This is a genomic window from Nocardiopsis sp. iso_237, assembly GCF_056173345.1.
Genome location: NZ_CM149669.1, coordinates 1933153 through 1958901 on the forward strand (window position 1 = coordinate 1933153; position 25749 = coordinate 1958901).

Genomic DNA, 25749 nt, shown 5'->3' on the forward strand with positions numbered 1-25749 from the left:
CCGCGGCGTCGGGCCCCGGGGCCCGCGCATCACACATCCCCCACCTGCGGTGGCAGCACAACGAAACAACCGCGACACGGTCGGCTGACGCGAGGGAAACACCCAGAGGGTTGCCTGAGGGCAGTCCGCCCCCGCAGCAGGAGGAGTCGCGCACACCATGGAAGAGCTCGTCGTCATCGGCAACGGCATGGTCGGTCACCGGCTCGTCGAGGCCCTCCGGGACCGCGACACCGACCACCGCTGGCACGTCACCGTCGTGGGCGAGGAACCCCGCACGGCCTACGACCGGGTCGCCCTGTCCTCCTACTTCGACGGAGCCAGCGCCCGGGACCTGTCCCTGGGCGACCTGTCCGGCCCCGCCGTCGACGTGCACGTCGACGAACGCGCCACCGCCGTCGACCGGGTCCGCCGCACCGTGACCACCGCCAGCGGACGCGAACTGCGCTACGACCGCCTGGTCCTGGCCACCGGCTCCACCCCGTTCGTGCCGCCCATCCCCGGCCACGACCTCCCGGGCTGCCACGTCTACCGCACCATCGAGGACCTGGACGCCATCACCGCCTCCGCGCGGGGCGCCCGCACCGGCGTGGTGGTCGGCGGCGGCCTGCTGGGGTTGGAGGCCGCCAACGCCCTGCGCCTGCTGGGGTTGGAGGCCCACGTGGTCGAACTCGCCCCCCACCTGATGCCCGCCCAGCTCGACCAGGGGGCCGCCTCCCTGCTGCGCACGCTTGTGGCCGACCTGGGCGTGCGCGTTCACACCGGCACCGCCTCGACCGGTGTCGAACCCTCGCCGGACGGCCGCGCCGCCCGTCTGACCCTGGACGGCGGCACCCACCTGGACGCCGACCTGGTCGTGTTCTCCGTCGGCATCCGGCCCCGGGACGACCTCGCCCGCGCCGCCGGACTCCGGGTGGGCGAACGCGGCGGCATCGTCATCGACGACACCTGCACCACCAGCGACCCCCGGGTCCACGCCGTCGGTGAGGCCGCCAACCACGACGGCACCGTCTACGGACTCATCGCCCCCGGCAACGCGATGGCCGAGGTCGTCGCGGACCGCCTCCTGGGCGGCTCGGCCACCTTCACCGGCGCCGACACCTCCACCAAGCTCAAACTCCTCGGGGTGGACGTGGCCAGCTTCGGCGACGCGCACGGCCGCACACCCGGAGCCCTGGACGTCGTGGTCAACGACGCCGCGGGCGGCCGTTACGCCAGGCTCGTGGTCTCCGACGACGCCACCACCCTGCTCGGCGGCGCCCTGGTCGGTGACGCCTCGGCCTACGCCACCCTGCGCCCCCTCGTCGGTTCCCCGCTGCCCGGTGACCCGCTCACCCTGATCACCCCCGAGGGCACCGCCAGCCTGGGCGCCGAGTCGCTGCCCGACGGCGCGCAGATCTGCTCGTGCAACGCCGTCACCAAGGGCGACCTCACCGAGGCCATCGGCAGCGGCCACCACGACGTCCCCGCCCTGAAGGCCTGCACCAGGGCGGGCACCAGCTGCGGCTCGTGCGTGCCCATGCTCAAGCGGATCCTCGCCCAGTCCGGCATCGAGCAGTCCAAGGCCCTGTGCGAACACTTCTCCCAGTCGCGCGCCGAACTCGTCGAGATCGTCCGCGCCACCGGAGTCACCACCTTCTCCGCCCTGATCGCCGCCCACGGCACCGGGCACGGCTGCGACATCTGCAAGCCCGCCGTCGCCTCCATCCTCGCCTCGCTGGGCAACGGGCACATCCTGGAGGGCGAACAGGCCACCCTCCAGGACACCAACGACCGCCACCTGGCCAACATCCAGCGCAACGGCACCTACTCGGTCGTGCCCCGCGTCCCCGGCGGCGAGATCACCCCCGCCAAACTGATCGTCATCGGTGAGGTGGCACGCGACTTCGACCTCTACACCAAGATCACCGGCGGCCAGCGCATCGACCTGTTCGGCGCCCGGCTGGAACAGCTGCCCGCCATCTGGGCGCGCCTGGTGGAAGCGGGGTTCGAGTCCGGACACGCCTACGGCAAGGCCCTGCGCACGGTCAAGTCGTGTGTGGGCACCACCTGGTGCCGGTACGGGGTCCAGGACTCGGTGGGCCTGGCCATCCGCCTGGAGGAGCGCTACCGGGGCCTGCGCTCGCCCCACAAGCTCAAGTCCGCCGTCTCCGGATGCGCCCGGGAGTGCGCCGAGGCCCGGAGCAAGGACTTCGGGGTGATCGCCACCGACCAGGGCTGGAACCTGTACGTGGGCGGCAACGGCGGGTTCACGCCCCGCCACGCCGAACTCCTGGCCGGTGACCTGGACGAGCCCACCCTCATCCGCTACATCGACCGGTTCCTGATGTTCTACGTGCGCACCGCCGACCGCCTCCAGCGCACCGCGCCCTGGATCGAGTCCCTCGAAGGCGGCCTGGACCACCTGCGCGACGTCGTGGTCCACGACTCCCTGGGCGTCGCCGCCGAACTGGAGGAGGCCATGGACCGTCACGTGGCCACCTACACCGACGAGTGGGCCGCCGTCCTGGCCGATCCGGACAAGCTCTCCCGGTTCGTCTCCTTCGCCAACGCCCCCCACACGCCCGACCCCACCATCAGCTTCACCACCGCCCGCGACCAGCGGGTACCCGACTCCGCGTCCGTGAACCTGGGCATGCCCGCCCGCCGACCCCAGGAGGCCACCCGATGACCGTCACCACCGCCCCGGCCACGACCTGGACCGACGTCTGCCCGGCGCACCTGCTGCGCGTCGAGGACGGCGTTGCCGTGCTGCTCCCCGACGGACGGCAGGCCGCACTCTTTCGCACCCGGGACCACCACCTGTACGCGGTGGACAACGTCGATCCCCGCACCGGCGCCGCCGTCATCGCACGGGGCATCGTCGGCGACCGGAGCGGGGAACCCACCGTCACCTCGCCCATGCTCAAGGAGGTGTACTCCCTGCGCACCGGGACCGGGCTGGACGGCGACACGCGCCTGACCACCTGGCCCGTGCGCCAGCGGGGCGGCACCGTGCAGATCGCCACCCAGGGGGAGACACCGTGAACACCGCCCCCGCCACCACGCCTCCGGGACGGGAACCCGCCACCACCGCGCCGCTGGCCGGGTTCACCGTGGCGGTGACCGCCGCGCGCCGCGCCGACGAGATGAGCGCCCTGCTGCGCCGCAAGGGGGCCCGGGTCGTGGCCGCGCCCGCCCTGCGCATCGTGCCGCTCAGCGACGACCAGCGCCTGGCCTCGGTCTCCGACGAACTGGCCCGCCGTCCCGCCGACGTCGTGGTGGCCACCACCGGCATCGGCTTCCGCGGCTGGGTGGAGGCGTGCGAGACGTGGGGGACCGCCGAAGGACTCCTGGACGGTATGCGGGCCTCCCGCCTGTTGGCCCGGGGCCCCAAGGCCCGGGGCGCCATCCGCGCGGCCGGACTCACCGAGGAGTGGTCACCGCCCTCGGAGTCGTCCGCCGAGGTCCTGGACCACCTGCTCGGCCAGGGCGTCCAGGGCCTGCGCGTGGCCGTCCAGCTGCACGGCGAGCCCCTGCCGGACTTCACCGCCGCGCTGCGCATGGCCGGAGCCGACGTGGTCGAGGTGCCCGTCTACCGCTGGACCCAACCCGAGGACACCGACGCGCTGGACCGGCTCATCGAGGCCGTCTCCGGCGGGGGAGTGGACGCGGTCACCTTCACCAGTGCGCCCGCCGCCGCCGGACTGCTGGCCCGTGCCCACACCACCGGGCAGCGGGGCGGGCTCGTGCGCGCGCTGCGCGGCGACGTCCTGGCCATGTGCGTGGGGCCGGTCACCGCCCGCCCGCTCATGGCCCACGACATCCCCACGGTCTGGCCGGACCGGGCCCGGATCGGCTCCCAGGTCCGCAGACTCGCGGAGGAACTGCCCGCCCGCTTCCCCACGCTGGAGGTGGCCGGACACCGCCTGCGTCTGCGCGGCCACGCCGTCCTCGTCGACGGCGCCGTCCACACACTCTCGCCCACCCTGATGCGGCTGCTGCGTGCCCTGGCCCGCCACCCCGGCCGGGTCCTGGACCGGTCCCACCTGCTCACCTGCCTGGGCGAGGACGCCGACGCCCACGCGGTGGAGACGGCCGTCGCCCGGCTGCGCACGGCCCTGGGCGACCCCCGGATCATCCAGACCGTGGTCAAGCGCGGCTACCGCCTGGCCCTGGACACCCCGGAGTGCACCGCCTGATCCGCCCGACAGGAAGGACGGGCGGGCACGCCCGCCACGCGATGAGCCCCAGAAGCCTGATCCTGGCCGTCCACGGCACCCGCGACCCGCACGGCACCGCCGTCGCCCGGTCCCTGGCCCTGAGCGTGGCCGAACTGGTACGCCAGCCCGCCCGGTTGGCCTTCGCCGACGTGCGCACACCCACCGTCGGCCAGGTCGCGGCCCGAACCCCCGGCCCGCTGGTGGTCGTGCCCGCCTTCCTCGCGTCGGGCTACCACGTGCGCACCGACATCCCGCACCAGCTGGCCGAGGGCGGTCGCGCGGACGCCGTCGTCGCCCCAGCGCTGGGCGGCCATCCGGCGGTCCTGGACACCGCGGTGCGCCGTCTGGCCGACGCCGGGTACCGGACCGGCGACGCCGTGGTGCTGGCCTGCGCCGGGACCTCCGACCCCCACGCCGGTGCCGAACTTCGACGGGCCGCCGCCGACCTCTCCCGGCGTCTGGGTACCCCGGTGGAGGTCGCCTTCATCGCCACCGGCCGCCCCACCGTCGCCGAACGGGTCGCCCGACTGCGCGAACGCGGGCACGGTCGGGTGGTCGTGGCCAGCTGGCTCCTGGCCCCGGGCCTGTTCCACGACCGGCTGGCACACGCGGGTGCCGACGCGGTGGCGGACCCCCTGTGCCCCGCCCCGGCCATCGCCCACGCCGTGGTGGACCGCTACCGCCAGGCGGTCGTCGGGCAGCCCGCCTGAGGACGACCGGACGGCCGCAGTAGGACGGCGGGGCGGGCGCCGCACCGCACGATCGTGTGGGCCGCCGTGATCCGGGCGTGCCCCGGGACCCGGCCCGGTCGTCGAGCGGTTCGGGGCGGACTCCTCCGCCGCCGGGAGCGGTGGGGGGCGACCACCGGGTCGGTGCCGGTCGGCCAGCGGATCCGCTTCCTCGGGAGGACGGTAGGGGTGGTCGGCCACCACGGACACCCGGTCCGGGCGTCAGCGACCGCCACGGCACGTCCGTCCCGGCGGTGGCCGCCGTGGTCCGCCGACTCCCTCGCTCCGGGGGCTGGTCCGTGTTCGACACCGGCGGCGGCCTCGCGGGCCTGACCGGCCCGAACGATCGTGCCACACCGCCGTTGGACGCGTTGGTCCACCTGGTCGCGGCCCGGGCCCCACGGACGTCCTCACACGTCCCTCGCTGTTCCCCGTGACCCCACCGTGTCGAGGCGGTTCGGAGGCCGGAGCGCGCCGTGTCCCGCCGTTCCGCCGTCCCCACACGCCTTGGCGGGCGGGAGCGGAACCCGCACGCACATCCACGAGGTACGGGGGCAGCCGGGAGGTTCGGTTACGCGGCGTCGACATCGCCACACGAGGTGTCGTCCGGCCAAGGCAGTGGCCGCACGCTGCGAGAACGTGTCCGAGCCCGGCGAGGGCGCGGGCCGCGCGCGCCGTCTCGGGGCGAACTCACACCCACACTTGACAGTCGCAATATGAACATAGATGATTCAATACGAACATGTGACCCTGATCTCAGAGGTGTGCTCTATGACTCTCACGTCCCTCCCGCCCCTCGCGGAGGCACTCGACGGAGCCGTCGATCTGCATTGCCACTCGGGACCGAACCCCTTCTCGCGGGAGTTCGATCACGTGGAGGCGGCCCGCGACGGAGAGCGCCTCAACATGCGCGGCATCCTGGTGAAGTCGCACCACCACAACACCGTCATGGACCTGCTCGCGATGCACCGCGAACTGGACGACGTCGCGACGCCGATCTTCGGCGGCATCGCCCTCAACGCCCAGGTGGGTGGGCTCAACCCGTACGCGGTCGCGATGTCGCTCCAGATGGGGGGCCGCGCGGTCTGGTTCCCCACCTTCTCCAGCCGTTGCCACTGCGAGAACGAGCACCACGGCTTCCCCGAGTCCGACTACGACATCCCCAACCGGGTCGTCGACGTGGTCGACGCCGAGGGACGTCTCCTCGACGCGGCCCACGAGGTCCTCGACCTGGTGGCGGAGGCGGACGTGCTCCTCTCGGCGGGCCATCTGGAACCGGCCCAGTCGGCCCAGCTCTTCGCCGCCGCGGCTGAGCGCGGGGTACGACGCATGATCCTCAGCCACCCGAACTTCATCGTCGACGCCGACGTCGAGCGATGCCGCCAGCTGGCCGACCTCGGCGGCTACATCGAGCACGAGGTGGGCATGTACGACCCCCAGGGCTACCGCAAGTGGGACCCGGGACTGCTGGTCGAGTGGATCCGGGCCATCGGCCCCGACCACACGGTGCTCTCCTCGGACCTCGGACAACGAGGGCGCCCCATGCCCGTCGACGCCTTCATGCGCGTCGGTGAGGCCCTGCTCGAACGCGGCCTGTCCGTCGAGGAGCTCCGCCAGGTCACCTCGCACAACGCCGCCTTCCTGCTCGGTCTGGAAGACGAACGGCCCGCTCCGGTCGAGAGGCGCTGACAGATGGCATACCTCGCGAGTGACCCACGCAGCCAACTGGCCGCTTCGAGCGGGCCCGACGCCGACGCCGCGCACGAACCGCAGTACTTCGACTTCGGCGAGCTCGCCCCCACCGGGACCACGGGACGGGGCGGGCGCCTGTGGACGGTACGAGCCGCCAACGCCGCCGTCGTCTACGCCGAACACGCCGACGGAGACACCGTCGATCGTGCGGACGCCGACGAGACGATGCTGGTGGTCCTGCCCTCCCCGGGCCGCCTCACGGTGCGCACCGCGCGGGAGGCGGTCACCGTCGAACCGACGAGCGTCATCACGGTCCAGCCGGGCCCCTGGCGATACGAGGTCGAGGGGGCGCTGCGGCTGCTGCGTCTGCACACGGTGGCCACATCGGACGTGCTGGATCAGGCGCTCAACGGCGAGTCCTACGCCGACGGCCTCGGACTCAGCGTCCGCGCCGATCCCTGGCCCGCACCGTCGGGCGACGCCGAGATCCGCGTCTACGACGCCATCGAGGACATCGCCCCGCAGGAGGGACGCCTGGGTCGCATCCTCCGTGGCCGTCACGCCATGGTGAACCTGCTGTACCCGCGTGTCGGGCCGCGGGACCCACGCGCCCTGTCCCCCCACACCCACGACGACTTCGAGCAGTTGAGCTTCGTCGACGCCGGCGAGTACGTCCATCACATCCGGCGTGCGTGGGGAAACGACCGCACGGCGTGGCGCCCCGACCACCACCGTGAGATCGGTGGGCCGTCGTTGACCATCATCCCGCCCCCGCTGGTTCACACCAGCGAAGCGGTCGGATCCGGCGAGAACCGCATGGTCGACATCTTCGCCGGGCCGCGCGAGGACTTCTCGCGCCGTCCGGGCTGGGTTCTCAACGCCGATGACTACCCGTGGCCGGAGGCACTCCGATGAGCAGCGAGAACAGGTCCGAGGGCACGCGGTGGGCCGCCTGGGTCAAGCTCGACACCTGGGAGTCCACGGCCATCCTCGCCCGCGCCGGTGTCGAGGTGATCGTCGTCGACGCCGAACACACGATGCTGGACACGTCGGCGATCGCCCGGCACATCGCCGTCGGCCAGGCGCACGGCATGCGGGCGCTCGTGCGGGTTCCCGACCAGGGGCCGTCCTTCGTGCAACGGGTGCTCGACGCTGGCGCCGACGGGATCGTCGTTCCCCACGTCGACGGTCCCGAGGCCGCCGCCGAGGTCGTGTCCGCGACGCGGTTCGCTCCTGAGGGGCGGCGCGGCTCCGGTGCGACGTCGCGTGCCGGAGTGTGGGGGCAGGGCCCGCGAGCCGACTACCTGTCCCGGCCGGTCGAGGTCATCGCGCAGATCGAGTCGCTCGCCGCGCTGGATTCCGTCGAGGACATCGCCGCGGTCGACGGGATCACCGGACTCCTCCTCGGGGCCGCGGACCTCGCGCTCGACGCCGGACGCACCGTCGCTGACGCCGATCTCACCGTCGTCACCGCGGCTCGCAGACACGGGATCGCCGCAGGCGCGGCGGGAGGACCGGACGGCGCCGCACGCGCCCGTGAACTGGCGTTGGACTTCTTCGTCGGCGCAGCCGACACGACACTGCTCGCGGAAGCCGCCGTGAACGCCGTCAGGCGCATGCGGGCAACCGAGGACCACACGGGAAAGGCGTCGCTCCATGCGTGAGCCAGTCATGAACTTCGTCCACATCAGCAAGCACTATCGCGGTGGAACGGTCGCGGTCGAGGACTTCCACCTCGACATCGCCGACGGAGAGTTCGTCTCCATCGTCGGACCGAGCGGATGCGGCAAGAGCACTCTGCTCAAACTCATCATGGGCCTGGAGCCGCTGACCGAGGGCAGCATCAGGTACCGGGCCGAAGCGCGCAACGAGTCAGCGATGACCGGGATGGTGTTCCAGCAGCCGCTGCTGCTGCCCTGGAACACGGTCCTGGACAACGTGCTCGTCCCCTCGACCCTCCAGGGGCGTTCCCGGCGGAGGCACGACGAAGGCCGGGCGCACGAGCTCCTGGAGATGCTCGGACTGTCCGACTTCGCCACCAGCCACCCCTACCAGCTGTCGGGTGGGATGCAACAGCGTGTCGGGATCGCCCGGGCCCTCCTGCACGACCCGCGGATCCTGCTGATGGACGAACCGTTCGGAGCGCTGGACGCGATGACCCGCGACCAGCTGACCATGGACCTGCTGGAGATCTGGGAGCGGGACCGCAAGACGGTCGTCTTCATCACCCACAGCATCTCCGAGGCGGTGCTCCTCTCCGACCGCGTCGTCGTGATGACCCCGCGCCCCGGTCGCGTCGGCGCGGTCATCGACATCGACCTGCCGCGTCCGCGCACCCTCGACGTCGTGAGCACCGCCGAGTTCGGCGACTACACGCGTCGCATCAGAACCGTTCTTGACACAGCCGAAGTGGTGACCACCCCATGACCGCATCCGACTCGTCCTCGGCCGGGCAGACCCTGACAGTGCGTCGCGAGGCGGGGGACACCGAGACACGTCGCAGGCTCTCCGACCTTCCGGGCTGGTTGCTGTCGAGCGCCACGGTGCTCATCCTGCTCACCGTGTGGGAAGTGGTGGTCCGCACCTTCGACATCTCGGTGATCCTCTTCCCCGCGCCCACCCGGATCGTGGAGGCGCTCGTCGAGGGCTTCACCGACGGGCCGTTCCTGCGCCACACCTGGGTCACGTTGCAGGAGATCATCTACGGCTTCGGTATCGCCGTCGTCTCCGGACTGCTCGTCGCGGTGTGGGTGAGCTCCTCGCGACTGGCCGAGAAGATCGTCCTGCCGATCGTCGTCGTGCTGCAGACCGTGCCGAAGGTGGCCCTCGCGCCGTTGTTCCTCGTCTGGTTCGGCTTCGGCATGGAGTCGAAGATCCTCACGACGGCGCTCATCGCGTTCTTCCCGATCCTCGTCAACGCCACGCTCGGCTTCAACTCCACCAGCAGCGACCAGGTGAACATGATGCGTTCCTTCGGAGCGACGCGTCTGCAGGTCCTCACGCGGCTGCGCCTGCCGACGGCCATCCCCAGCATCATCGCCGGCCTGGACGTGGCGGTCGTGCTCTCGGTCATCGGCGCCATCGTCGCGGAGTTCGTGGGTTCACAGGCCGGACTCGGCTACCTGATCATCGCCAGCAACACCTCGCTGGACGTGGCCACCATGTTCGCGGCTCTGGTCGTGCTCTCGACCATCGGTCTCGTACTGCACTACGCGGTCGTCCTCGGCGGGCGGCGACTCGCCTTCTGGTCCGAAGAGAACCGCGCCCGCTCCGTTGGAAACTGACCCCCTCGAACCGAAGGACGACTCATGCCCATGACACGTGTGTCCCGCAAGGTGCTGCAAGGCGGCGCCGTACTGATGTTCACCTCCCTGCTCGCGGCCTGTGGCGGGTCGGGCGGCGACGGCGGCGACCAGCAGGTCTCCATGACGCTCGCGACCCCGACCTGGAACGCGGGGATCGCCTCGATCGCGGTGTCCCAGGAGATGGGCTACTTCGAGGACGAGGGCCTGGACGTCGAGATCATCCTGGCCGACTCCGCGACGACCCAGGTCCAGCAGATCGCGACCGGACAGGTGGCGACCGGGGCCGTCAGCCCCGAACCGGTGATCCTGGGCCGTGAGCCCGGCAAGAACCTCGACCTGACCTACTTCATGTCCTACTACAAGGACAACATCTACGGCCTGAGAGTCCCCGCGGACAGCGACATCACGTCGATCGAGGACCTGGAGGGCAAGACGGTGGGCGCGATCAGCCTCGCGAGCGCCTCGGTCACGCAGGCCCAGGTCGGTCTGCGTGAGGCGGGTGTACCGGAGGACTCCGTGACGTTCGTCGCGATCGGGACGGGAGGCCAGCAGGCCACCGCCGTGGAGAACGGCCAGGTCGACGCGCTGGCCCTGCTGGACACGTCGTTCCAGGTGCTGGAGAACCAGGGGATCGAGCTGCGCGAGATCGAGGTCCCGGGGACCGACATGCTCACGAGCGGCGGACTCGCGGCCCGGACCGGTGACCTGGAGGAGGACCGCGAGCTGTACGTCAAGCTCGGACGCGCGATCGCCAAGGGCGTGGTCTTCAGCGAGGCGAACCCCGAAGCCGCCGTCGAACTGCTCTTCGACGCACACCCCGAGGCGCGCCCCTCGGGCCTCGACGACGACGTCGCCCTGGCCGCGTCGGTCTCCGTCCTCGAAGCGCGACTGGCCAACCTCGGCGCCGAGGACGACCCGTACGGGGCGATCGACCCGGAGGCGCTCCAGGCCAACGTGGACTTCCTGCTCGACGCGGGCGAGCTCACCCAGCCGGTGGACCCCGCCGACCTGTACGACGACTCGTTGATCCAGGACATCAACGACTTCGACCGCGCCGCCGTACGTCAGGAAGCCGCCGACCATGCCTGATGACATGACCGTGATCGACCCCTCGGGGTTGAGCGCCCAGGAGAACTACCGGCTGCTCACGGGCTGCGTCGTTCCCCGCCCCATCGCGTGGGTGACCTCCGTGAGTCGCGACGGAAGGGCGAACCTGGCGCCGTTCAGCGCCTTCACGATGGTGTCCAACGATCCGCCCATGGTCGGGATCAACATCGGTCGCCGTGAGGGCGGGTTCAAGGACACGGCTCGCAACATCGCCGAGCGGGGAGAGTACGTCGTGAACATCCCCGGATGGGAGCACTGGAGGGAGGTCCACGAGTCGGGGGAGGTACATCCCCCCGGCGTCGACGAAGCCGAGATCCTCGGTCTCGGGACCGAGCCGAGCGACGTGGTGAGCGTGCCCCGGCTGGCCACCGCTCGGGTGAGTCTGGAGTGTCGGCTCGCGCGTGTGGTGGAGTTCGGTCGGGCCGGTGCGCAGTTCACGGTGGGGGAGGTCGTGCGGTTCCATGTGCTCTCGTCGGCGTTGGACGGCCTCAAGATCGACACCACGATGATTGATCCGGCCTCACGCCTGGCCGGTCCGACCTACGGCCGGCTCGGGAACGTCGAACGACTCGGTGGCACGCCGTCGAGGGGCCCGGGGCAGGGGGAACCGTTGGCGGAGCGCGGCTGACCGGTTCAGTCGTCCGCGCCGAGCGACCGGGAGATCGTGGTCGCGGCACTCCGGAGTGCCGCGAGTTCGTCACTCTCGGCGTGGACGTCGAGCACGTCGCGGGTGCTCAGGAGCGCGAGTGACGCCGCGAGGCCGTGCTCGTCCCACACGGGAGTGGCGAGCACGGCGATGCCCCGGGTGCTGACCTGAGCGGCGTACCCGCGCTCGGACGTCTCGCGCACCAGAAGCTCGATCCGTTCACGTTCCCCGTTCGGGAGCTGCCGCGAGGCCCGCACCACGCTCGGGGAGTCGGCCATGAAGGTGTGGAAGATGCCGGTCTGCGCGGCGGCGGTCGACAGCTGCATGCCCACCCGGACGGAGACGACGATCTCGCGGCGCGGGGGTTCCTCGACGTGCGCCACGACCGGTGACGAGGAGCCCCAGAGGGACAGGACCGCCGTGATCTCGGTGTCGCGGGCCAGGGTCTGCATCGGGTCCACGGCGAGGCGCAGGATGTCGCGTCGGCCGAGAGCGAAGGCGCCGAGTTGCACGAGCGCTGGCCCCGGAACATAGGTGCGGTCGTCGCGGAGGGCGAGCACGTTGGCGTTGACCAGGGACGTCAGATAGCGGTAGGTCGTCGTGCGATTGAGTCCGATGAGGTCGGCGGCTTCGGTGGAAGTCACCGATTCACGATGCGGACCGAACAGTGCGAGGATCATTCCCACCCGGTCTACTGCTTGGATGTCCACTCCGGCGCCCCTTGACGTGATGTGTTCCGGTTGTTCACATGGCGACCACATCGTACCGTGCTTACGGGCACCCCGAGGAACCGCTGGCACCACGCAGCCCTTGCGGAACAGGCCCTGAGGGCCCCGTGGAGCCAGCGGGGAGCCGACCGTGCGCGTCGGGGAGGGCCTGACCAGGAGAGTCGTGGTTCGCGGCGTCCGGGCACCGTGTCGCGGTCGTCCGGCGGCCTTCCCCCGGGGCCGCGAGGCCCCGTGTCCACGCGCCGGTGGGCCCGTGTGTCTCCGTGCCCGCGTGGGCGGCGTCCCTCCGGTGGGAGCGGTCCGCGGACCCCTCAGACCGTCGCCCGGATGATCTCCACGGTGCGTGCCAGGTGGGGCTCGGAACGGTCGGCGCGGTGTGCGACGGCGAGTTCCACGTGCGCGTCGGCCCCGGTGAGTGGCCGGTAGGCGACGCCGTGGAGTTCCAGCGCCGTGACGGGTTCGGGCACGACCGCCACACCCAGACCCCCGGCCACCAGGGTGACCAGAGTCGAGGTCTCGCCGACCTCGTGGCGGATGCGCGGCTCGACGCCCACGTCGCGCAGAAGGCCCAGGACGATGTCGTACATCACCGACCGGCGGTCGGCGGAGTGCACGATCAGATCCTCACCGGCGAGGTCCTCGGAACGCAGCCGCCCGCGCCGGGCCAGGCGGTGGTTCACCGGCAGGGCGACGACCAGCCGGTCCCGACGCAGTGTGTGCACGACGATGGAGCGGTCGGCCACCGGGGGGCGCAACAACGCGACGTCGATCGTGCCCTTGCGCAGAGCCTCGACCTGGTCGGGGCCCAGCATGTCACCGCGGAAGGAGAACTCGACCCCCGGGAGTTCGACCGAAAGCCGGCGGGAGAGAGTCGGCAGGAGGCTGTACGTCGCTGATCCCACACATCCGAGCGCGAGGCGGCCCACAGAGCCGGAGGCGACGAGGCGGGCGTGGTGGGTGGCCTGGTCGACGTCGGCGAGGATCCCGCGCGCCAGATCCAGGTAGACGCGACCGGCCTCGGTGAGCTCGACGCGACGCGTCGTGCGGTGCAGCAGTTCGACACCGAGTTCCGCTTCGAGCTGGCGGATCTGTTGGGAGAGCGGCGGCTGGGCCATGTGCAGCCGATCGGCGGCCCGACCGAAGTGGAGTTCCTCCGCCACCGCGACGAAGTACCTGAGATGACGCAGATCCATATCTGATCCATATTAATAGCCTGGGATATGAGTACTTCAGGATATCGCGCTCAGGACCTAGCGTCAGTGCCATGAGTTCATTCCTGTACGCCGCGACACGGACGCCGTTCGGTCGCTTCAACGGCGCGCTGGCCGGGGTCCGCCCCGACGACCTGGCCGCGGCCGCGATCACCTCGACGCTCGCCAAGGTGCCCGAGCTCGACCGGTCCGCGATCGACGACGTGGTGTGGGGCAACGCCAACGGAGCCGGAGAGGAGAACCGCAACGTCGGCCGCATGGCGGCGCTGCTCGCCGGACTGCCGGTCAGCGTCCCGGGCACCACCGTCAACAGACTCTGCGGGTCCGGCCTGGACGCGGCGATGGCGGCCAGCCGGACGATCGAGTCCGGCGATGCCGAGGTCGTACTGACCGGTGGAGTGGAGTCGATGACGCGGGCGCCGTGGGTGCTGCCCAAATCAGCGAGACCGTTCCCGGTCGGTGACATCACCGCCGTGTCGACCACGCTCGGTTGGCGTCTGGTCAACCCGCGCATGCCGAAGGAGTGGACGGTGGGCCTCGGTGAGGCCAACGAACAACTCCAGGAGCGCTACGGGATCTCCCGAGAGCGTCAGGACCGGTTCGCCGCACGCTCCCACGAACTCGCCCACCGGGCCTGGGAGTCAGGCTTCTACGACGACCTGGTGACACCGGTGGGAGAGACCGACCTGGTTCGCGACGAAGGCATCCGAGCCGCGTCCACACCCGACGTGCTGGCCACGCTCAGGACCGTGTTCCGTTCACCCGAGCAGGGCGGCACCATCACCGCGGGGAACGCCAGTCCCCTCAACGACGGCGCGTCCGCGGTGCTCCTGGGCAGTGAGAGGGCCGCCGACACGATCGGGGCCGCCCCGATCGCCCGCGTCGCTGGCCGGGGGGTGATGGCGCTGGAGCCGCAGGCCTTCGGCTTCGCACCGGTCGAGGCCGCCAACCGTGCCCTGGCCCGAGCCGGGATCGGCTGGGACCAGGTGGGCGCGGTCGAGCTCAACGAGGCCTTCGCCGTGCAGGCGCTCGCCTGCCTCGACGCCTGGGGGATCGATCCCGCCATCGTCAACCAGAAGGGCGGGGCCATCGCGATCGGACATCCGTTGGGCGCCTCCGGCGGCCGCCTCCTCGCCACCCTGGCCAAGGTGCTGCGGGACTCGGGAGAGCGCTACGGCGTCGCCGCGTTGTGCGTCGGGGTCGGCCAGGGGCTGGCCGTCGTCCTGGAGAACTGCGCCGACACGGAGCGGGTCCGATGAGCCGCGCGGAGGTCGCCGAGAGCGCCGACGCCGCCGTGGCCGGGGTCGAGGACGGGGCCACCGTCCTCGTCGGCGGCTTCGGACTGGCGGGTATGCCGTTCGACCTGATCGAGGCGCTCATCCGCCAGGGAGCCAAGGACCTCACGATCGTCTCCAACAACGCCGGTAACGGCGAGGTCGGGCTCGCCGCGCTGCTCGCGGCCGGGCGGGTGCGCAGGGTCGTCTGTTCCTTCCCCCGGCAGGCCGACTCCTGGGTCTTCGACCGTCTCTACCGGTCGGGAAGGATCGAACTCGAACTGGTGCCGCAGGGCAACCTCGCCGAGCGGATGCGCGCGGCCGGGGCGGGCATCGGCGCCTTCTACTGCCCGACGGCGATCGGTACGCCTCTGGCCGAGGGCAGGGAGGAACGTGAGATCGACGGTCGCAGATACCTGTTGGAGTACCCGATCAAGGGCGACTACGCCCTGATCGGCGCGCACAGGGCGGACACGCTGGGCAACCTCACCTATCGCCGGACCGCACGCAACTTCGGGCCGGTCATGGCCACGGCGGCGACGACGACCGTCGTCCAGGTCGACCAGATCGTCGAGGCGGGAGCACTCGACCCCGAGACCGTGGTCACCCCGTCCATCTACGTCGACCGGATCGTCCAGGTGGAGTCCCGTCGCCACACCGTCCAGGGGGCACGATGACCCACGCGAACGATCCCTCCACCGGAGCGCCGATGAGGTCCGACCACCGCCTGTCGATGGACGAGCTGGCCGCCGTCATCGCCGCCGACATCCCGTCCGGAGCCTTCGTCAACCTCGGGATCGGGCAGCCCACCCGGATCGCCGACCACCTGCCGACCGGCTCGGGGGTGGTGCTGCACACCGAGAACGGCATGCTCAACATGGGGCCGAGGGCCGAGGGCGACGCCGTCGACCCCGACCTGACCAACGCCGGCAAGGTCCCGGTGACCGAGCTTCCCGGATCGGCGTACTTCCACCAGGCCGACTCCTTCGCCATGATGCGCGGCGGACACCTGGACGTCTGTGTCCTCGGCGCCTACCAGGTGGGGTTCCAGGGCGACCTCGCCAACTGGCACACGGGTGAACCCGACGCCGTTCCGGCGGTCGGCGGTGCCATGGACCTCGCCATCGGCGCCAGGGAGGTCCACGTGATGATGCCCCTGTTCACCCGCTCCGCCCAGCCGAAACTCGTACCGCTCTGCACGTATCCGCTCACCGGGGTCGGCTGTGTCGGTCGCGTCTACACGGACCACGGCGTCTTCGAGGTCGGTGCCCAGGGAGTACGGATCCGGGAGACGTTCGGTGTCGGCGCCGACGAGCTGGCGGAACGGCTCGGTATCACCGATCCGGACACCGCGCTCACGGGCTGAGGGGAGTTCCGGAAGCGGGTCGGCGGAGTACCCGGCGCGTGAGCGGGACGTCGCGACGGCGGGGTGGGGGACGGTGCGCCCCCACCCCGCCGTTCCGCGACCTCAGTCTTCCTCGGGCTCCGGCCCCTCCGGCGTGAGGTAGTTGCCGATGAAGCCGAGGACACCGAAGGCCGCCGCCGCGCCGACGCTCGGGACGAACAGCAGGTCGGAGGCGCCGGTCACCCAGTCCGGACGCTGGAGCAGGACTCCGGCCATCTGTCCCAGGACCAGGAGCGCTCCGAGCGCCAGGCAGCAGACGAGACCGATCTTGAACAGCGCGCGGACCACGCCGAAGGTTCGGGACTTGAGAGCGAGCACGGTCATACCCCCGGGATCGGAAGGACGCCCCAACCGATCAGACAGCCGATCAGGAAGATCGGGATCATGTAGTAGACGATGAGCGGCAGGAAGGTGCTCTCCGGCCGCGCCCCGGTCAGGCCCGCGGCGACGAAGATCGAGCCGGAGGCGGGAGGGGAGGCCCCCTCGGTGGAGGCGAACACCAGGATCGCGATGATCGCGAGGAGCGGGTCGACCCCCACCCCGACCAGCGCGAGCAAGGAGATCTGACCGACCGCCGTCAGGGTGGCCGTGGACGAGAGCGGACCGGCGACCAGGGTGACCACCAGGCCGACGACCACCACCATCACCGTGGAACCGACGGGCAGGGACTCCAGGATGACGTTGACGTCCTCCGCGAGACCCAGCCGCCCCAGGATCTCGCTCGCGGCGATCGCGAAGAACAGCAGGGCCCCGATGGTCGCGAACTTCGGCAGGGCGCCGTCCAGCAGACGGGACCAGTCGCGCACCGTCCGTGGGAGACGGTCCCGTCCGGCGAGGAGCGAGAAGCCAATGATGAGGATGGGGATCCAGGTCAGCAGTGAGATGTCGCCGACCGCGTCGCCCAGCGGCGTGGACTCGGTCAGGTAGGTGGCCAGGGGACCCACGGTGACGGCGATCGGGATGAGCGCGCCGAGGAAGATCGTCAGCGCACCGGCACCCTGACGCAGCGACGTGCGCATCGGCACCAGGTCGTGCTCGTCCACCTTGGGGACCCCGTCACGGCGGACGAAGTACGTGATCAGACCGATGCGCAACAGGATCTGGTACAGCCCGGCGATCAGGAGACCCAGGTACACCTGGCCGGTGGTGACCATCCCCCCGGCGAAGCCGATCATGATGACCATCGAGGCACTGGGCGGCAGGGCCGCGCCCATTCCGCCGTTTCCGGCGAGCACGGTGGCCGCCCGGGTGGGGGTCCAGCCGGTGCGCACCATCCAGGGCCCGGTGAAGGATCCGCTGGAGGCGGTGTTCGCGGAGTTGGACCCGGACAGCGCCCCGAAGACCGCCGAACCGGCCGTGTCGATGAACGCGGGACCGCCGCGAACGCGCCCGAACGCGGAGTTGAGGATGGCCAGGATCTTCTGGATCAGCCCCGTGGTGTCGATGAGGTAGGCCATGAACACGAAGGCCAGGGCCGCGTAGAGCACATCGTGGGTGAGGGCGTCGGCCAGCCCGCCCAGGAGGTACGCCGGTGCCCGCGTTCCGGCGAACAGGGCGGTGACGACGAGTCCGAGCAGCATGGCCTCGCCCATGTTCCGCTTGAACACGACGTTCCACACGATGATCACGGCGATGAACGCCGCGAGGGCTAGTAGCGCGATCGGCATGGGTCGACTTTCGGTGGAGGGGAGCTCTGGTGCCCGCGGACGGGCGGGGTGTCACTCCGGGGGAGCGACCGGGTGGGGGAGGGGGACCTCACGCGCGTTCCCTCCGGATGGCCTCACGGCGCTCGGCCTCGTCGGAGAGGACGAGCCGGGCGGCGCCGAGCGTCCGCTCGGCCTCCAGGCGGGGCACGACGAACACGCCGTCCCCGTCGGCCACCACGATGTCTCCTGGGGAACAGACCGCGCCGCCCACCGCGATGGTGCGACCGACGTGGCCGGGTCCGTCCTTGTAGGGGCCCGCCGGGGAGATCCCGGCGGACCAGACGGGGAAGCCGAGTTCGCGCAGTTCGTCGGCGTCCCGGACCGCGCCGTCGATCACCATCCCGCGCACTCCCCTGTTGATGGCGCGTTCGGCGATGAGCTCTCCCAACAGCGCTCGGGAGTCGTCGCCCCCTCCGTCCACGACCAGCACGTCGCCGGGGCGCGCGACGGTCAGCGCCTGGTGCAGCGCGCGGTTGTCACCGGGCCGCGTCTGCACCGTCAGAGCGCGCCCCGACAGCCGCGCCCCGGCCCAGACGGGCCTGATCCTGGAGGACAGGAAGCCGAGCCGGTCCCGCGCGTCCCCGATGGCGGCGGTGGGGATCGTCGCGTAGGCGTCGATCAGCCCTTCGTCGGGCTGTTCTGTCACGCGCGCCAGGTACCGGTGACGGTCGGCCGCGCCCGTGCTCACGGGGGCCTCCACCCGGAGTTCGTTCAACAGGGCGATGCTGGCGTCCAGTTCCTGGGAGCGCCGCACGGCGTGCAGCCGTGTCCCGTGGTCCAGCCGCTGAACCGCGGCGGGTCCGTCGCTGAGGGCGGCGGCCACCTGCTCACGCATCCACTCCTCCTCGCCCGCCGCGGTTCCGGCGTCCAGGGCCTCGGTGATCAGTGCCCCCAGCCCCTTCATGAACACGCTGCGCAGCAGCTTGCGCCCCGACGCGGCGCCCACGGTCCCGCCGATCGGCTCGGCGTCCGAACCCACGGCTCCCAGCGCCCGGGCGGCCTCCTCGGCGGCGGGTCCGGCGAGGAGGATGTTGACCTTCGGCCCGAACTTGACGACGGAACCGATGAGGGCCCCGTCGACCACGCGGGCCGCGCCATCGATGGTACGAGCCACATCCGTCTTGACCTGCGGCGAGGCCGCGTTGAGGTCGATGTAGACGGCGTCGTTTCGCAGCGCGGACACGGCTTCGCGGGCGACGGAGACCGCGTGGGCGGCCGTCGCCAGGCTCAGGACGACGTCCGCTCCGGCCACCGCCTCCGCGGTCGAGGAGGCGCGGTCGACGCCCTCGGGCGTCCGTACCGTGCTCGCGGGATCGAAGCCGACGGCCTGCCAACCGGCGGCGGCGAAGGCCTCCGCGAAGATCGCGCCGGCTTCGCCCAGTCCCAGGACGGCTACCTTCATCATTCCACCAGCTATCATTGAGTGATAGTTTCTCTTGTTGATTGATAGCGAGTGTGACCTGCGGCTCTCTCCGGTGTCAACCTGCCGGAAACCTCTCCGCTACCTTGGAGGGGGCGACGGCGAGCTGGATCGCCGTGTCCGGCGGGCCCCGAGGTCACCGGCCGGGGGCGAGGAAAGTTTTCCGAGGGAACGCGAGCGAGGGAGTGGCGAGGCGAGCATGGGCGCCGGAGGCGGGAACCAGGGGCGCACGCTCGACCGTGCGCTGGACGTGCTCGAATGCCTGGAACGCGCGCGCGGTCCGCTGAGGCTGAGCGACATCGCCCGGGAGGCCGACCTGCACCTGGCCACCACCCAGCGGACGGTGAACCAGCTCGTGCGGCGCGGCTACGTCCAGCAGGGCCGCCTGGGGTACTCGCTCGGGCCGGTGGTGTTGGGGCTGGCGCACGGCTTCGTGGTCAACGACCGCGTGAGCACGATCGCGACGCCGGTGCTCACCGAGCTCTCCGCGACCACGCGGCTGACCTCCTCCGTGTACGTCCGCTCCGGGGACGAGCGCATCCTCATCGCACGCGTCAGCGGAGCGGACCCCCTCCGCTACCAGTTCCCGATCGGGCGTCGGGTGCCGCTCGACGTCGGCGGCGGGAAGGTGCTGCTCGCCGCCTGGCCGGACGAGGAGATCGAGGACTACGTGCGCCGCTTCCCGGAGATCTCCCTGGCCTCAGGGCGGGTCCAGGGGGAGCGGGACCTGATGGCGGACGTCCGGGGAGTGCGTGAGGACGGCTACTACCTCGCGGAGTCCGAGCGGGAACTGGGCGCGCTGAGTCTGAGCGTGCCGGTGTACGACGCCGACAAGGCACTCGCCGGGGCGATCAACCTGGTGACGACGACCGACGTCACCAGCGCGGAGAAGCTGCTCACCTGGTTGCCCGAGCTGTCACGGGGGGCCGCCGCCATCGGCGCGCGCATCTGAACCGACCGCGAGTTGGTCGTTCCTGGGCGATGCGGGCCTTCACGGCGGTAGGGGACGTCCGCGTCCCGACCCGCTGGCCGGGATCGAAGGGATCTCGGTTCAGTTCCGATTCCCGCTCCGCCTCCAGGGCCTCTTGAAAACAAAAGTACAGAATGTTTTTATGTTCATGACCAGGAGGACGACCCGAGGGGACCGACGTGCCACCCGCGTTTCCACCACACGAGAAGGACCGCATCACCCGGTCGCTGCTGGACTCGGGCCGCGAGCTCTTCACCACACGGGGGCTGCGCAAGACCTCGCTGGAGGAACTCGTCGCCCCCGTCGGCATCGCCAAGAGCAGCTTCTACGTGTTCTTCGACTCCAAGGAGTCCCTCTACCTGGAGTTGATGCTGCTCCGGACGGCCGAGGTCAGGCGCAGGGTCATTGACGACGCCCTGGAGTCGACCGCCGACACGGAGGAGGCGCTGCGCCGCTTCCTGCGCGCCACCCTGGAGGTTCTGGACACCGACCCCCTGTACCGGCGGCTCGTCACGCACCCCGAGGAGATGGACGCGGTCTCCCGCAGGGCCGACCCCGAACGCCTGACGGGGTCCCCCGACAACCCGGTGAACGCCCTCAACGCCTTCGTCACCGACCGCCTGGACAGCGGTGACCTGATCGCGGCCCCCGCACCCGCCGTCATCGGCGTACTCCAGGTCGTCATGCTGCTGCCCGTGAACGCCCGACGGCTGGCGGCCCCGGACTCCTACGCGCAGACCCTGGACCTGCTCGTGGACATCGTCGCGCGCGGCCTGGCCGCCCGGAAGGGGTAGACGTGCGTGCCCTCCTGCTCACCCACGGCACCCGTGGGGACGTCCAACCCTTCCTCGCCCTGGCCCTCGGCCTGAACGCCGCCGGGCACTCCGCCACCGTCGCGGGCCCGAGGTCCTACGCCTGGCTCGCCGCCGAGCACGGCGTGCCCTACCACCCGGTGGACGACGGGCCCAACGCCCTCATGGACGATCCGGAGATGAAGGGGGTGATGGAGACGGGGCTGCGCGGCCCGCGTGGCGCGGCCCAGACGGTGGCGCTGCTGCGCGAGATCACGCCGCGCATGCGACAGGTGTACGCCGACATGGCCGCGACCGCCGACCTGGGCGCCGACGTCGTCGTGCACGTCCCCGGCATGCCGGGAGCCCACATCGCCGAACACCTGGGGGTGCCCTCGGTCCCCGTGGCCCTGCAACCCTCCTGGGTGCCCACCCGGGCCTTCCCCGCACCCGGGGTTCCCTGGCCCCGGTGGGTGCCCGACGCCCTGATCCCGGTGAGCTACCGGATGACCGCCCTGGCGCTGCGCGGCCAGCGCCGACTCGCGGACCGGCTCCGCGCGAGCCTGGGGCTCCCGGCCAGGCCCGGCCGCCACGACCCGCTACGGCGGCCCGACGGCACCCACGCCACCGTCCTCCACGCTTTCAGCCGGAACCTGCTGCCCGCGCGGGCCCGCTACCCCGCGTCGGTGCGGACCACCGGCTTCTGGACCCTTCCGTCGGACCGGGAGTGGGAGGCGTCGGCGGAGCTGGAGGCGTTCCTGACCGCCGGTGACCCTCCGGTGTTCGTCGGGTTCAGCAGCCTGCCCACCGCCGATCCCGCCGCGACGGGACGCCTGATCGCGGCGGCCGTGCGACGCGTGGGAACGAGGGCGGTCGTGGCCGTCGGGGGAGGCGGTATCGACGCGGTCCCGAGCGGAGACGATCTCCTGGTCATCGACCGCGCACCGCACGAACGCCTGTTCCCGCGCTGTTCGGTGGTCGTCCACCACGCGGGGGCCGGGACGACGGGGGCCGCGGCCGCCGCGGGGCGCCCCCAGGTCGTGTGCCCCTTCTGGGGTGACCAGCCGTTCTGGGCCGACCGCGTCCACGAATCCGGGGCGGCCCCCGCCCCGGTGAACGGCGGACGGCTGACCGAGGAGGCCCTGGCCGCGGCGCTGTCCGGCGCGCTCACCGAACCGGGAATCGCCGCACGCGCCGAGGACCTGGGGCGGCTGGTGTCGGCCGAGGACGGGACGGTCACGGCGACCCGAATCCTGGAGCGGGAGGTCGGGTGAAGCGACACGAGCCCACGTCCACACCCCCACAGCACCTCCCATCCTCGACCAGGCCGCGGTCACGTGGTTTCGCACGGAGGCGATGGTGACGGGCTCCGGGTCCGGCTGCGGACACGGGGAGGCCCGCACCGTCCTGGTACGGGCCTCCGGGGCATTAGAGTTCCGTCAGCCCTCGCCGCCAGCGGGCTCGGCCGACGGCAGGACGTGGGAGAGGCCGTGGGAGGCGAGCGGCTCCCGGAACGGCCCCCAGACGGTCGGATCGGCCAGGTTGGTGAAGAGCCCGTAACAGGTGCTCGTCTCCCCGGTCACGAGTCCGTGCACCACGGCCTCGCCTGAGCCGCTCACGGAGTACAGCGGCCCCCCGCTGTCCCCGTGCGTGACCCGCTTCTCCCGAGTGCCCGCGCAGAGGAACTCCTCGTCCCCGATGCCTCCCTCCGTGTCGAATTCGGTGACCGGGAGCGTCACGCCGAGCAGCCGGCTCGACTTGACCGGGGACTGGGCGTCGGTGCTTCCCCAGCCCGCGGCCTGGAGGTGTTCCCCGGGCAGCGGTCGTGTGTTCGGACGGGGGAGGGCCGCGGTGTCGTACCGGAGCTCCTCGTCGAGCACGACGAGGCCGAGGTCGGTGTTGGTCTGTCCGGTGAAGGAGGGGTGGAGGTAGGCGGAGAAGCGGTCGTCGTTCACCACCGTCCCCGTGGTGGTGTTCGCGTCGGTCCGGCCCAGGACGAGCCGGATCTCGTCCTGGGGGTCGACGGGCAGGCAGTGCGAGGCCGTGGCGACGACCCGGCTGTCGACCAACGAACCGCCGCACACGTGTGACCAGGTCCCGTCCGGCTCCCGCAGTTCGATCTTCGCGACGAAGGGCAGCTGCCCGTCCGCGACGGGGGTTCCGCCGACGATCGCCGCCGCCGGTGACGCCGCGGTGAGGACGGCGCCGATCGCCGCGACGCCCGCGAGGCAGATGGCCGCCTGACGGCCCATGGACTTGCGCAAGGGGTGACTCCCTGACTCCAGACGGTGTGGGGCCGGTCGGCCGCACCTGTCGGAGTCAAGGGGAGAGCGCGTTGCGGAAACGTCTCCGCTTTCCGACACACGGACGCAACGTCCGTCACGGAACGGGAGACGGGGGACGCCCGTAGGCGAAGACGAACGCTGGCGCGGCACGCCGAACACGGGGCAACACGGGGCCGATCGTGCATCAGATCCGCGTACGGGGGAACCGCACAGGTCAACGACCACCGAAGGAGCAGAGTGAACCCCTCGTCCCCCCACGATCGGGAACCGGTCCGCAAGCCGTGGATCTGGATCGTTCTCGGCGCCATCGTCCTCGTGTCGGTCCCCTGGTACTGGCCGCCCGGAACGGTCCATCCGCTCGTCCTGGGCGTGCCCCTGTGGATGCTCGTCTCAGTGGTCGGCTCGGTCGTCCTGTGCGGCTACCTCAGCTGGGTGTGTAGGACCCAGTGGGGAAGCCGGGACGAGGAGTGAGGGGGACGACATGGACCAGCTGACCTTCGCCGGGGCTCCCGGCATCATCGTCCTGAGTGCCTACGCGGCCATGATGCTCGCCATCGGGTTCTGGGTCAGTCGCGGCCGCAGGGGCGTTCGCGACGACATGCAGAGTTACTACCTCGCGGGACGCAACCTCGGCGTCCTCGTGCTCTTCTTCACCCTGTACGCCACGCAGTACAGCGGAAACAACATCATCGGCTACGCGCCGTCCGCCTACCGGACGGGGTTCGCGTGGTGGCAGTCGGTCATGTTCATGACCGTCGTCATCGCGGGCTACCTGCTCTTCGCCCCGCGCCTGCACCGCGTCGCGCGCGAGCACGGGTTCATCACCCCCACCGACTGGCTGCGCCACCGGTTCGGCTCACCCGCGGTGAGCCTCGTCGCCGCCCTGCTCATGCTGTGGGCCCTGGGCAACTTCCTGCTGGAACAGCTCGTGGCCATGGGGCACGGCATCGCCGGTCTCACCGGCGGCACGGTGCCCTACCAGGTGGCCATGCTCGCCTTCGTGATCGTCATGCTGGCCTACTCCTGGCTCGGCGGGATGCGCGCGGTGGCCTTCACCGACGTGATGCAGGGAGGCGCCCTGCTGCTGGGGGTGCTGGTTCTGGTCGCGGGAGGGCTCTACCTGGTCGGTGGTGGGCTGGGTGAGGCGTTCGCCCACGTCGTGACGGCCGAACCCGACAAGGCGGCGACCCCGACGCGAGAGGGATCGGTGAGCTGGCTGTCGATGCTCCTGCTCGTCGGTATCGGGGCCGCCGTCTACCCGCACGCGATCCAGCGCGTCTACGCGGCGGAGAGCGCGGCGACCCTGCGGGGCTCGCTGGCCCGGATGGCCTGGATGCCCCTCATCACCACGGCGCTCGTCTTCGTGGTCGGCATCATCGCCATCCGGCTCTACCCGGGGCTCTCGGACGCCGAGTCCGAGCAGATCGTCGGCATGATCGCCAACGACGTCGCCGGGATCAACCCATTCTTCTACGTACTGATGATCCTGTTGTTCGGGGGCGTGGTCGCGGCGATCGTGTCCACGGCCGACTCGGTCCTGCTCTCCTTCTCCTCCATCATCTCCAAGGACATCGTGCGGGAGCACCTCGCTCCGGGCGCGGCCGAGAAGACCGTCCTGCTGGCGGGCAAGCTCGGGGGTGTCGTCGCGCTCAGCGGTCTGCTGGTGCTGGCCTGGAACCCGCCCACGCTCCTGGTCAACATCTTCGTGCTCAAGTTCGAGCTGCTGATCCAGATCGCCCCGGCGTTCATCGTCGGCCTGTACTGGAAGCGGATGGCGGCCGGTCCCGTCCTGCACGGCATGGTCGTCGGTGCGCTGATCTCCGGCGGCATGGCGCTGGCGGGCGTCCCCACGCTGTACGGCGTGCACGCGGGGGTCGTCGGTCTGGCCGTGAACACCGCGGTCGCGGTGCTCGGCTCCCTGCTGGTGACCCCGCGCCCCGCCCCCCAACCCGCCGAACCCTCCTCCGGAGGGCGACCCGTCGAGGACGCCGGAGAGGAGGTCGTGGACGGGTCGCCCTGAGGCTGACCCGCGCGTGAGACGAGCCCTGGCCCTGACCCGCGTCGGGACCGGCGCGACCCGCTCGGAGGTCGTTCAGCGGAACACGGGGTGGACCGGAGAGCCGGGCCGCCTGTCACGCTCGGTCCGCTCCACCCGCCCGGCTGCTCCGGAGGGAAGACGCGGGCCAGGATCGGACCGGACGTGGGCGGCGGGACCACGTGGGCCAGGCGGGGCCACCCCTCGGTCATCTGGAGGACCCGAAGGCCACCCCGGAAACGACGGA

Annotated in this window: 25 protein-coding genes; 19 read left to right on the forward strand and 6 right to left on the reverse strand. The window is 71.2% G+C overall.

Annotated features, from left to right (window positions below):
• The first annotated feature begins 157 nt into the window (after nucleotides 1-157).
• The 11 genes from nirB to AC0VYM_RS08775 all read left to right on the forward strand — a co-directional run bounded on the left by nirB (nucleotide 158) and on the right by AC0VYM_RS08775 (nucleotide 11659).
• On the forward strand, nucleotides 158-2668 hold the full coding sequence (gene nirB / locus AC0VYM_RS08725; protein WP_475460855.1) for a nitrite reductase large subunit NirB: 2511 nt from the start codon (nucleotides 158-160) through the stop codon (nucleotides 2666-2668).
• Entirely contained in the window at nucleotides 2665-3024 is a 360-nt protein-coding gene (gene nirD / locus AC0VYM_RS08730; protein WP_475460857.1) for a nitrite reductase small subunit NirD, read from the forward strand. Before nirB ends, nirD begins: the two co-directional genes overlap by 4 nt.
• A complete protein-coding gene (locus AC0VYM_RS08735; protein WP_475460859.1) occupies nucleotides 3021-4178 on the forward strand; it encodes a uroporphyrinogen-III synthase in 1158 nt (385 codons plus the stop codon). Before nirD ends, AC0VYM_RS08735 begins: the two co-directional genes overlap by 4 nt.
• Before the next feature lie 41 nt (nucleotides 4179-4219).
• Nucleotides 4220-4909 (forward strand): sirohydrochlorin chelatase, encoded by a 690-nt coding sequence (locus AC0VYM_RS08740; protein ID WP_475460862.1) that lies wholly within the window; start codon nucleotides 4220-4222, stop codon nucleotides 4907-4909.
• Nucleotides 4910-5698: 789 nt separating this feature from the next.
• On the forward strand, nucleotides 5699-6616 hold the full coding sequence (locus tag AC0VYM_RS08745; protein WP_475460864.1) for a DUF6282 family protein: 918 nt from the start codon (nucleotides 5699-5701) through the stop codon (nucleotides 6614-6616).
• A 3-nt stretch (nucleotides 6617-6619) separates the two neighbouring features.
• A complete protein-coding gene (locus tag AC0VYM_RS08750; protein ID WP_475460866.1) occupies nucleotides 6620-7534 on the forward strand; it encodes a cupin domain-containing protein in 915 nt (304 codons plus the stop codon).
• On the forward strand, nucleotides 7531-8283 hold the full coding sequence (locus tag AC0VYM_RS08755) for an HpcH/HpaI aldolase family protein (protein WP_475460868.1): 753 nt from the start codon (nucleotides 7531-7533) through the stop codon (nucleotides 8281-8283). The genes AC0VYM_RS08750 and AC0VYM_RS08755 overlap by 4 nt, the downstream gene beginning before the upstream one ends.
• A complete protein-coding gene (locus AC0VYM_RS08760; protein ID WP_475460869.1) occupies nucleotides 8276-9046 on the forward strand; it encodes an ABC transporter ATP-binding protein in 771 nt (256 codons plus the stop codon). The genes AC0VYM_RS08755 and AC0VYM_RS08760 overlap by 8 nt, the downstream gene beginning before the upstream one ends.
• Nucleotides 9043-9903: an ABC transporter permease gene (locus AC0VYM_RS08765; protein WP_475460871.1), complete on the forward strand. Its 861-nt coding sequence runs from the start codon at nucleotides 9043-9045 to the stop codon at nucleotides 9901-9903. Before AC0VYM_RS08760 ends, AC0VYM_RS08765 begins: the two co-directional genes overlap by 4 nt.
• 24 nt (nucleotides 9904-9927) lie before the next feature.
• Nucleotides 9928-11013, forward strand: a complete 1086-nt coding sequence (locus AC0VYM_RS08770; protein WP_475460873.1) for an ABC transporter substrate-binding protein — start codon at nucleotides 9928-9930, stop codon at nucleotides 11011-11013.
• Entirely contained in the window at nucleotides 11006-11659 is a 654-nt protein-coding gene (locus tag AC0VYM_RS08775) for a flavin reductase family protein (RefSeq protein WP_475460875.1), read from the forward strand. Before AC0VYM_RS08770 ends, AC0VYM_RS08775 begins: the two co-directional genes overlap by 8 nt.
• 5 nt (nucleotides 11660-11664) lie before the next feature.
• On the opposite strand, the gene AC0VYM_RS08780 is transcribed toward AC0VYM_RS08775, so the two are convergent.
• A complete protein-coding gene (locus AC0VYM_RS08780) occupies nucleotides 11665-12438 on the reverse strand; it encodes an IclR family transcriptional regulator (protein ID WP_475460877.1) in 774 nt (257 codons plus the stop codon).
• A 278-nt stretch (nucleotides 12439-12716) separates the two neighbouring features.
• Nucleotides 12717-13598: a LysR substrate-binding domain-containing protein gene (locus tag AC0VYM_RS08785; protein WP_475460878.1), complete on the reverse strand. Its 882-nt coding sequence runs from the start codon at nucleotides 13596-13598 to the stop codon at nucleotides 12717-12719.
• A gap of 71 nt (nucleotides 13599-13669) precedes the next feature.
• Here AC0VYM_RS08785 and AC0VYM_RS08790 point away from each other — a divergent pair, with 71 nt between their 5' ends.
• The 3 genes from AC0VYM_RS08790 to AC0VYM_RS08800 are packed head-to-tail and all read left to right on the forward strand — an operon-like array spanning nucleotide 13670 to nucleotide 16256.
• Nucleotides 13670-14875 (forward strand): thiolase family protein, encoded by a 1206-nt coding sequence (locus AC0VYM_RS08790; protein ID WP_475460880.1) that lies wholly within the window; start codon nucleotides 13670-13672, stop codon nucleotides 14873-14875.
• Entirely contained in the window at nucleotides 14872-15567 is a 696-nt protein-coding gene (locus AC0VYM_RS08795; RefSeq protein WP_475460882.1) for a 3-oxoacid CoA-transferase subunit A, read from the forward strand. The genes AC0VYM_RS08790 and AC0VYM_RS08795 overlap by 4 nt, the downstream gene beginning before the upstream one ends.
• Nucleotides 15564-16256 carry a CoA-transferase gene (locus AC0VYM_RS08800; protein WP_475460884.1) on the forward strand — a complete coding sequence of 231 codons (693 nt, stop codon included), beginning with the start codon at nucleotides 15564-15566 and terminating at the stop codon, nucleotides 16254-16256. Before AC0VYM_RS08795 ends, AC0VYM_RS08800 begins: the two co-directional genes overlap by 4 nt.
• 102 nt (nucleotides 16257-16358) lie before the next feature.
• Here AC0VYM_RS08800 and AC0VYM_RS08805 read toward each other — a convergent pair whose 3' ends face one another.
• The 3 genes from AC0VYM_RS08805 to AC0VYM_RS08815 all read right to left on the reverse strand — a co-directional run bounded on the left by AC0VYM_RS08805 (nucleotide 16359) and on the right by AC0VYM_RS08815 (nucleotide 19406).
• Nucleotides 16359-16619: a hypothetical protein gene (locus tag AC0VYM_RS08805; protein ID WP_475460886.1), complete on the reverse strand. Its 261-nt coding sequence runs from the start codon at nucleotides 16617-16619 to the stop codon at nucleotides 16359-16361.
• On the reverse strand, nucleotides 16616-17962 hold the full coding sequence (locus AC0VYM_RS08810) for a TRAP transporter large permease subunit (protein ID WP_475460888.1): 1347 nt from the start codon (nucleotides 17960-17962) through the stop codon (nucleotides 16616-16618). Before AC0VYM_RS08810 ends, AC0VYM_RS08805 begins: the two co-directional genes overlap by 4 nt.
• A gap of 88 nt (nucleotides 17963-18050) precedes the next feature.
• Nucleotides 18051-19406 carry an RraA family protein gene (locus AC0VYM_RS08815; RefSeq protein ID WP_475460890.1) on the reverse strand — a complete coding sequence of 452 codons (1356 nt, stop codon included), beginning with the start codon at nucleotides 19404-19406 and terminating at the stop codon, nucleotides 18051-18053.
• Nucleotides 19407-19620: 214 nt separating this feature from the next.
• Here AC0VYM_RS08815 and AC0VYM_RS08820 point away from each other — a divergent pair, with 214 nt between their 5' ends.
• The 3 genes from AC0VYM_RS08820 to AC0VYM_RS08830 all read left to right on the forward strand — a co-directional run bounded on the left by AC0VYM_RS08820 (nucleotide 19621) and on the right by AC0VYM_RS08830 (nucleotide 22456).
• Nucleotides 19621-20373 carry an IclR family transcriptional regulator gene (locus AC0VYM_RS08820; RefSeq protein WP_475460892.1) on the forward strand — a complete coding sequence of 251 codons (753 nt, stop codon included), beginning with the start codon at nucleotides 19621-19623 and terminating at the stop codon, nucleotides 20371-20373.
• A 197-nt stretch (nucleotides 20374-20570) separates the two neighbouring features.
• Entirely contained in the window at nucleotides 20571-21185 is a 615-nt protein-coding gene (locus AC0VYM_RS08825; RefSeq protein ID WP_475460893.1) for a TetR/AcrR family transcriptional regulator, read from the forward strand.
• A 2-nt stretch (nucleotides 21186-21187) separates the two neighbouring features.
• A complete protein-coding gene (locus tag AC0VYM_RS08830; RefSeq protein ID WP_475460895.1) occupies nucleotides 21188-22456 on the forward strand; it encodes a glycosyltransferase in 1269 nt (422 codons plus the stop codon).
• A gap of 165 nt (nucleotides 22457-22621) precedes the next feature.
• On the opposite strand, the gene AC0VYM_RS08835 is transcribed toward AC0VYM_RS08830, so the two are convergent.
• Nucleotides 22622-23446 (reverse strand): S1 family peptidase, encoded by an 825-nt coding sequence (locus tag AC0VYM_RS08835; RefSeq protein ID WP_475460897.1) that lies wholly within the window; start codon nucleotides 23444-23446, stop codon nucleotides 22622-22624.
• 258 nt (nucleotides 23447-23704) lie between these two features.
• Here AC0VYM_RS08835 and AC0VYM_RS08840 point away from each other — a divergent pair, with 258 nt between their 5' ends.
• A complete protein-coding gene (locus AC0VYM_RS08840) occupies nucleotides 23705-23938 on the forward strand; it encodes a hypothetical protein (protein WP_475460899.1) in 234 nt (77 codons plus the stop codon).
• Nucleotides 23939-23948: 10 nt separating this feature from the next.
• Nucleotides 23949-25487, forward strand: coding sequence for a sodium:solute symporter family protein (locus tag AC0VYM_RS08845; RefSeq protein ID WP_475460901.1), 1539 nt, complete (start codon nucleotides 23949-23951; stop codon nucleotides 25485-25487).
• Nucleotides 25488-25749: the final 262 nt, after the last annotated feature.

What these genes read in the sequence shown, in the direction of transcription:
- AC0VYM_RS08795 (WP_475460882.1), top strand. Translation starts at nt 14,872, where the DNA reads ATGAGCCGCGCGGAGGTCGCCGAGAGCGCCGACGCCGCCGTGGCCGGG.
- nirB (WP_475460855.1), top strand. Translation starts at nt 158, where the DNA reads ATGGAAGAGCTCGTCGTCATCGGCAACGGCATGGTCGGTCACCGGCTC.
- AC0VYM_RS08805 (WP_475460886.1), bottom strand. Translation starts at nt 16,619, where the DNA reads ATGACCGTGCTCGCTCTCAAGTCCCGAACCTTCGGCGTGGTCCGCGCG.
- AC0VYM_RS08785 (WP_475460878.1), bottom strand. Translation starts at nt 13,598, where the DNA reads ATGGATCTGCGTCATCTCAGGTACTTCGTCGCGGTGGCGGAGGAACTC.
- AC0VYM_RS08760 (WP_475460869.1), top strand. Translation starts at nt 8,276, where the DNA reads ATGCGTGAGCCAGTCATGAACTTCGTCCACATCAGCAAGCACTATCGC.
- nirD (WP_475460857.1), top strand. Translation starts at nt 2,665, where the DNA reads ATGACCGTCACCACCGCCCCGGCCACGACCTGGACCGACGTCTGCCCG.
- AC0VYM_RS08745 (WP_475460864.1), top strand. Translation starts at nt 5,699, where the DNA reads ATGACTCTCACGTCCCTCCCGCCCCTCGCGGAGGCACTCGACGGAGCC.
- AC0VYM_RS08775 (WP_475460875.1), top strand. Translation starts at nt 11,006, where the DNA reads ATGCCTGATGACATGACCGTGATCGACCCCTCGGGGTTGAGCGCCCAG.
- AC0VYM_RS08765 (WP_475460871.1), top strand. Translation starts at nt 9,043, where the DNA reads ATGACCGCATCCGACTCGTCCTCGGCCGGGCAGACCCTGACAGTGCGT.
- AC0VYM_RS08770 (WP_475460873.1), top strand. Translation starts at nt 9,928, where the DNA reads ATGCCCATGACACGTGTGTCCCGCAAGGTGCTGCAAGGCGGCGCCGTA.
- AC0VYM_RS08810 (WP_475460888.1), bottom strand. Translation starts at nt 17,962, where the DNA reads ATGCCGATCGCGCTACTAGCCCTCGCGGCGTTCATCGCCGTGATCATC.
- AC0VYM_RS08780 (WP_475460877.1), bottom strand. Translation starts at nt 12,438, where the DNA reads ATGTGGTCGCCATGTGAACAACCGGAACACATCACGTCAAGGGGCGCC.
- AC0VYM_RS08820 (WP_475460892.1), top strand. Translation starts at nt 19,621, where the DNA reads ATGGGCGCCGGAGGCGGGAACCAGGGGCGCACGCTCGACCGTGCGCTG.
- AC0VYM_RS08790 (WP_475460880.1), top strand. Translation starts at nt 13,670, where the DNA reads ATGAGTTCATTCCTGTACGCCGCGACACGGACGCCGTTCGGTCGCTTC.
- AC0VYM_RS08740 (WP_475460862.1), top strand. Translation starts at nt 4,220, where the DNA reads ATGAGCCCCAGAAGCCTGATCCTGGCCGTCCACGGCACCCGCGACCCG.
- AC0VYM_RS08815 (WP_475460890.1), bottom strand. Translation starts at nt 19,406, where the DNA reads ATGATGAAGGTAGCCGTCCTGGGACTGGGCGAAGCCGGCGCGATCTTC.
- AC0VYM_RS08800 (WP_475460884.1), top strand. Translation starts at nt 15,564, where the DNA reads ATGACCCACGCGAACGATCCCTCCACCGGAGCGCCGATGAGGTCCGAC.
- AC0VYM_RS08845 (WP_475460901.1), top strand. Translation starts at nt 23,949, where the DNA reads ATGGACCAGCTGACCTTCGCCGGGGCTCCCGGCATCATCGTCCTGAGT.
- AC0VYM_RS08755 (WP_475460868.1), top strand. Translation starts at nt 7,531, where the DNA reads ATGAGCAGCGAGAACAGGTCCGAGGGCACGCGGTGGGCCGCCTGGGTC.
- AC0VYM_RS08750 (WP_475460866.1), top strand. Translation starts at nt 6,620, where the DNA reads ATGGCATACCTCGCGAGTGACCCACGCAGCCAACTGGCCGCTTCGAGC.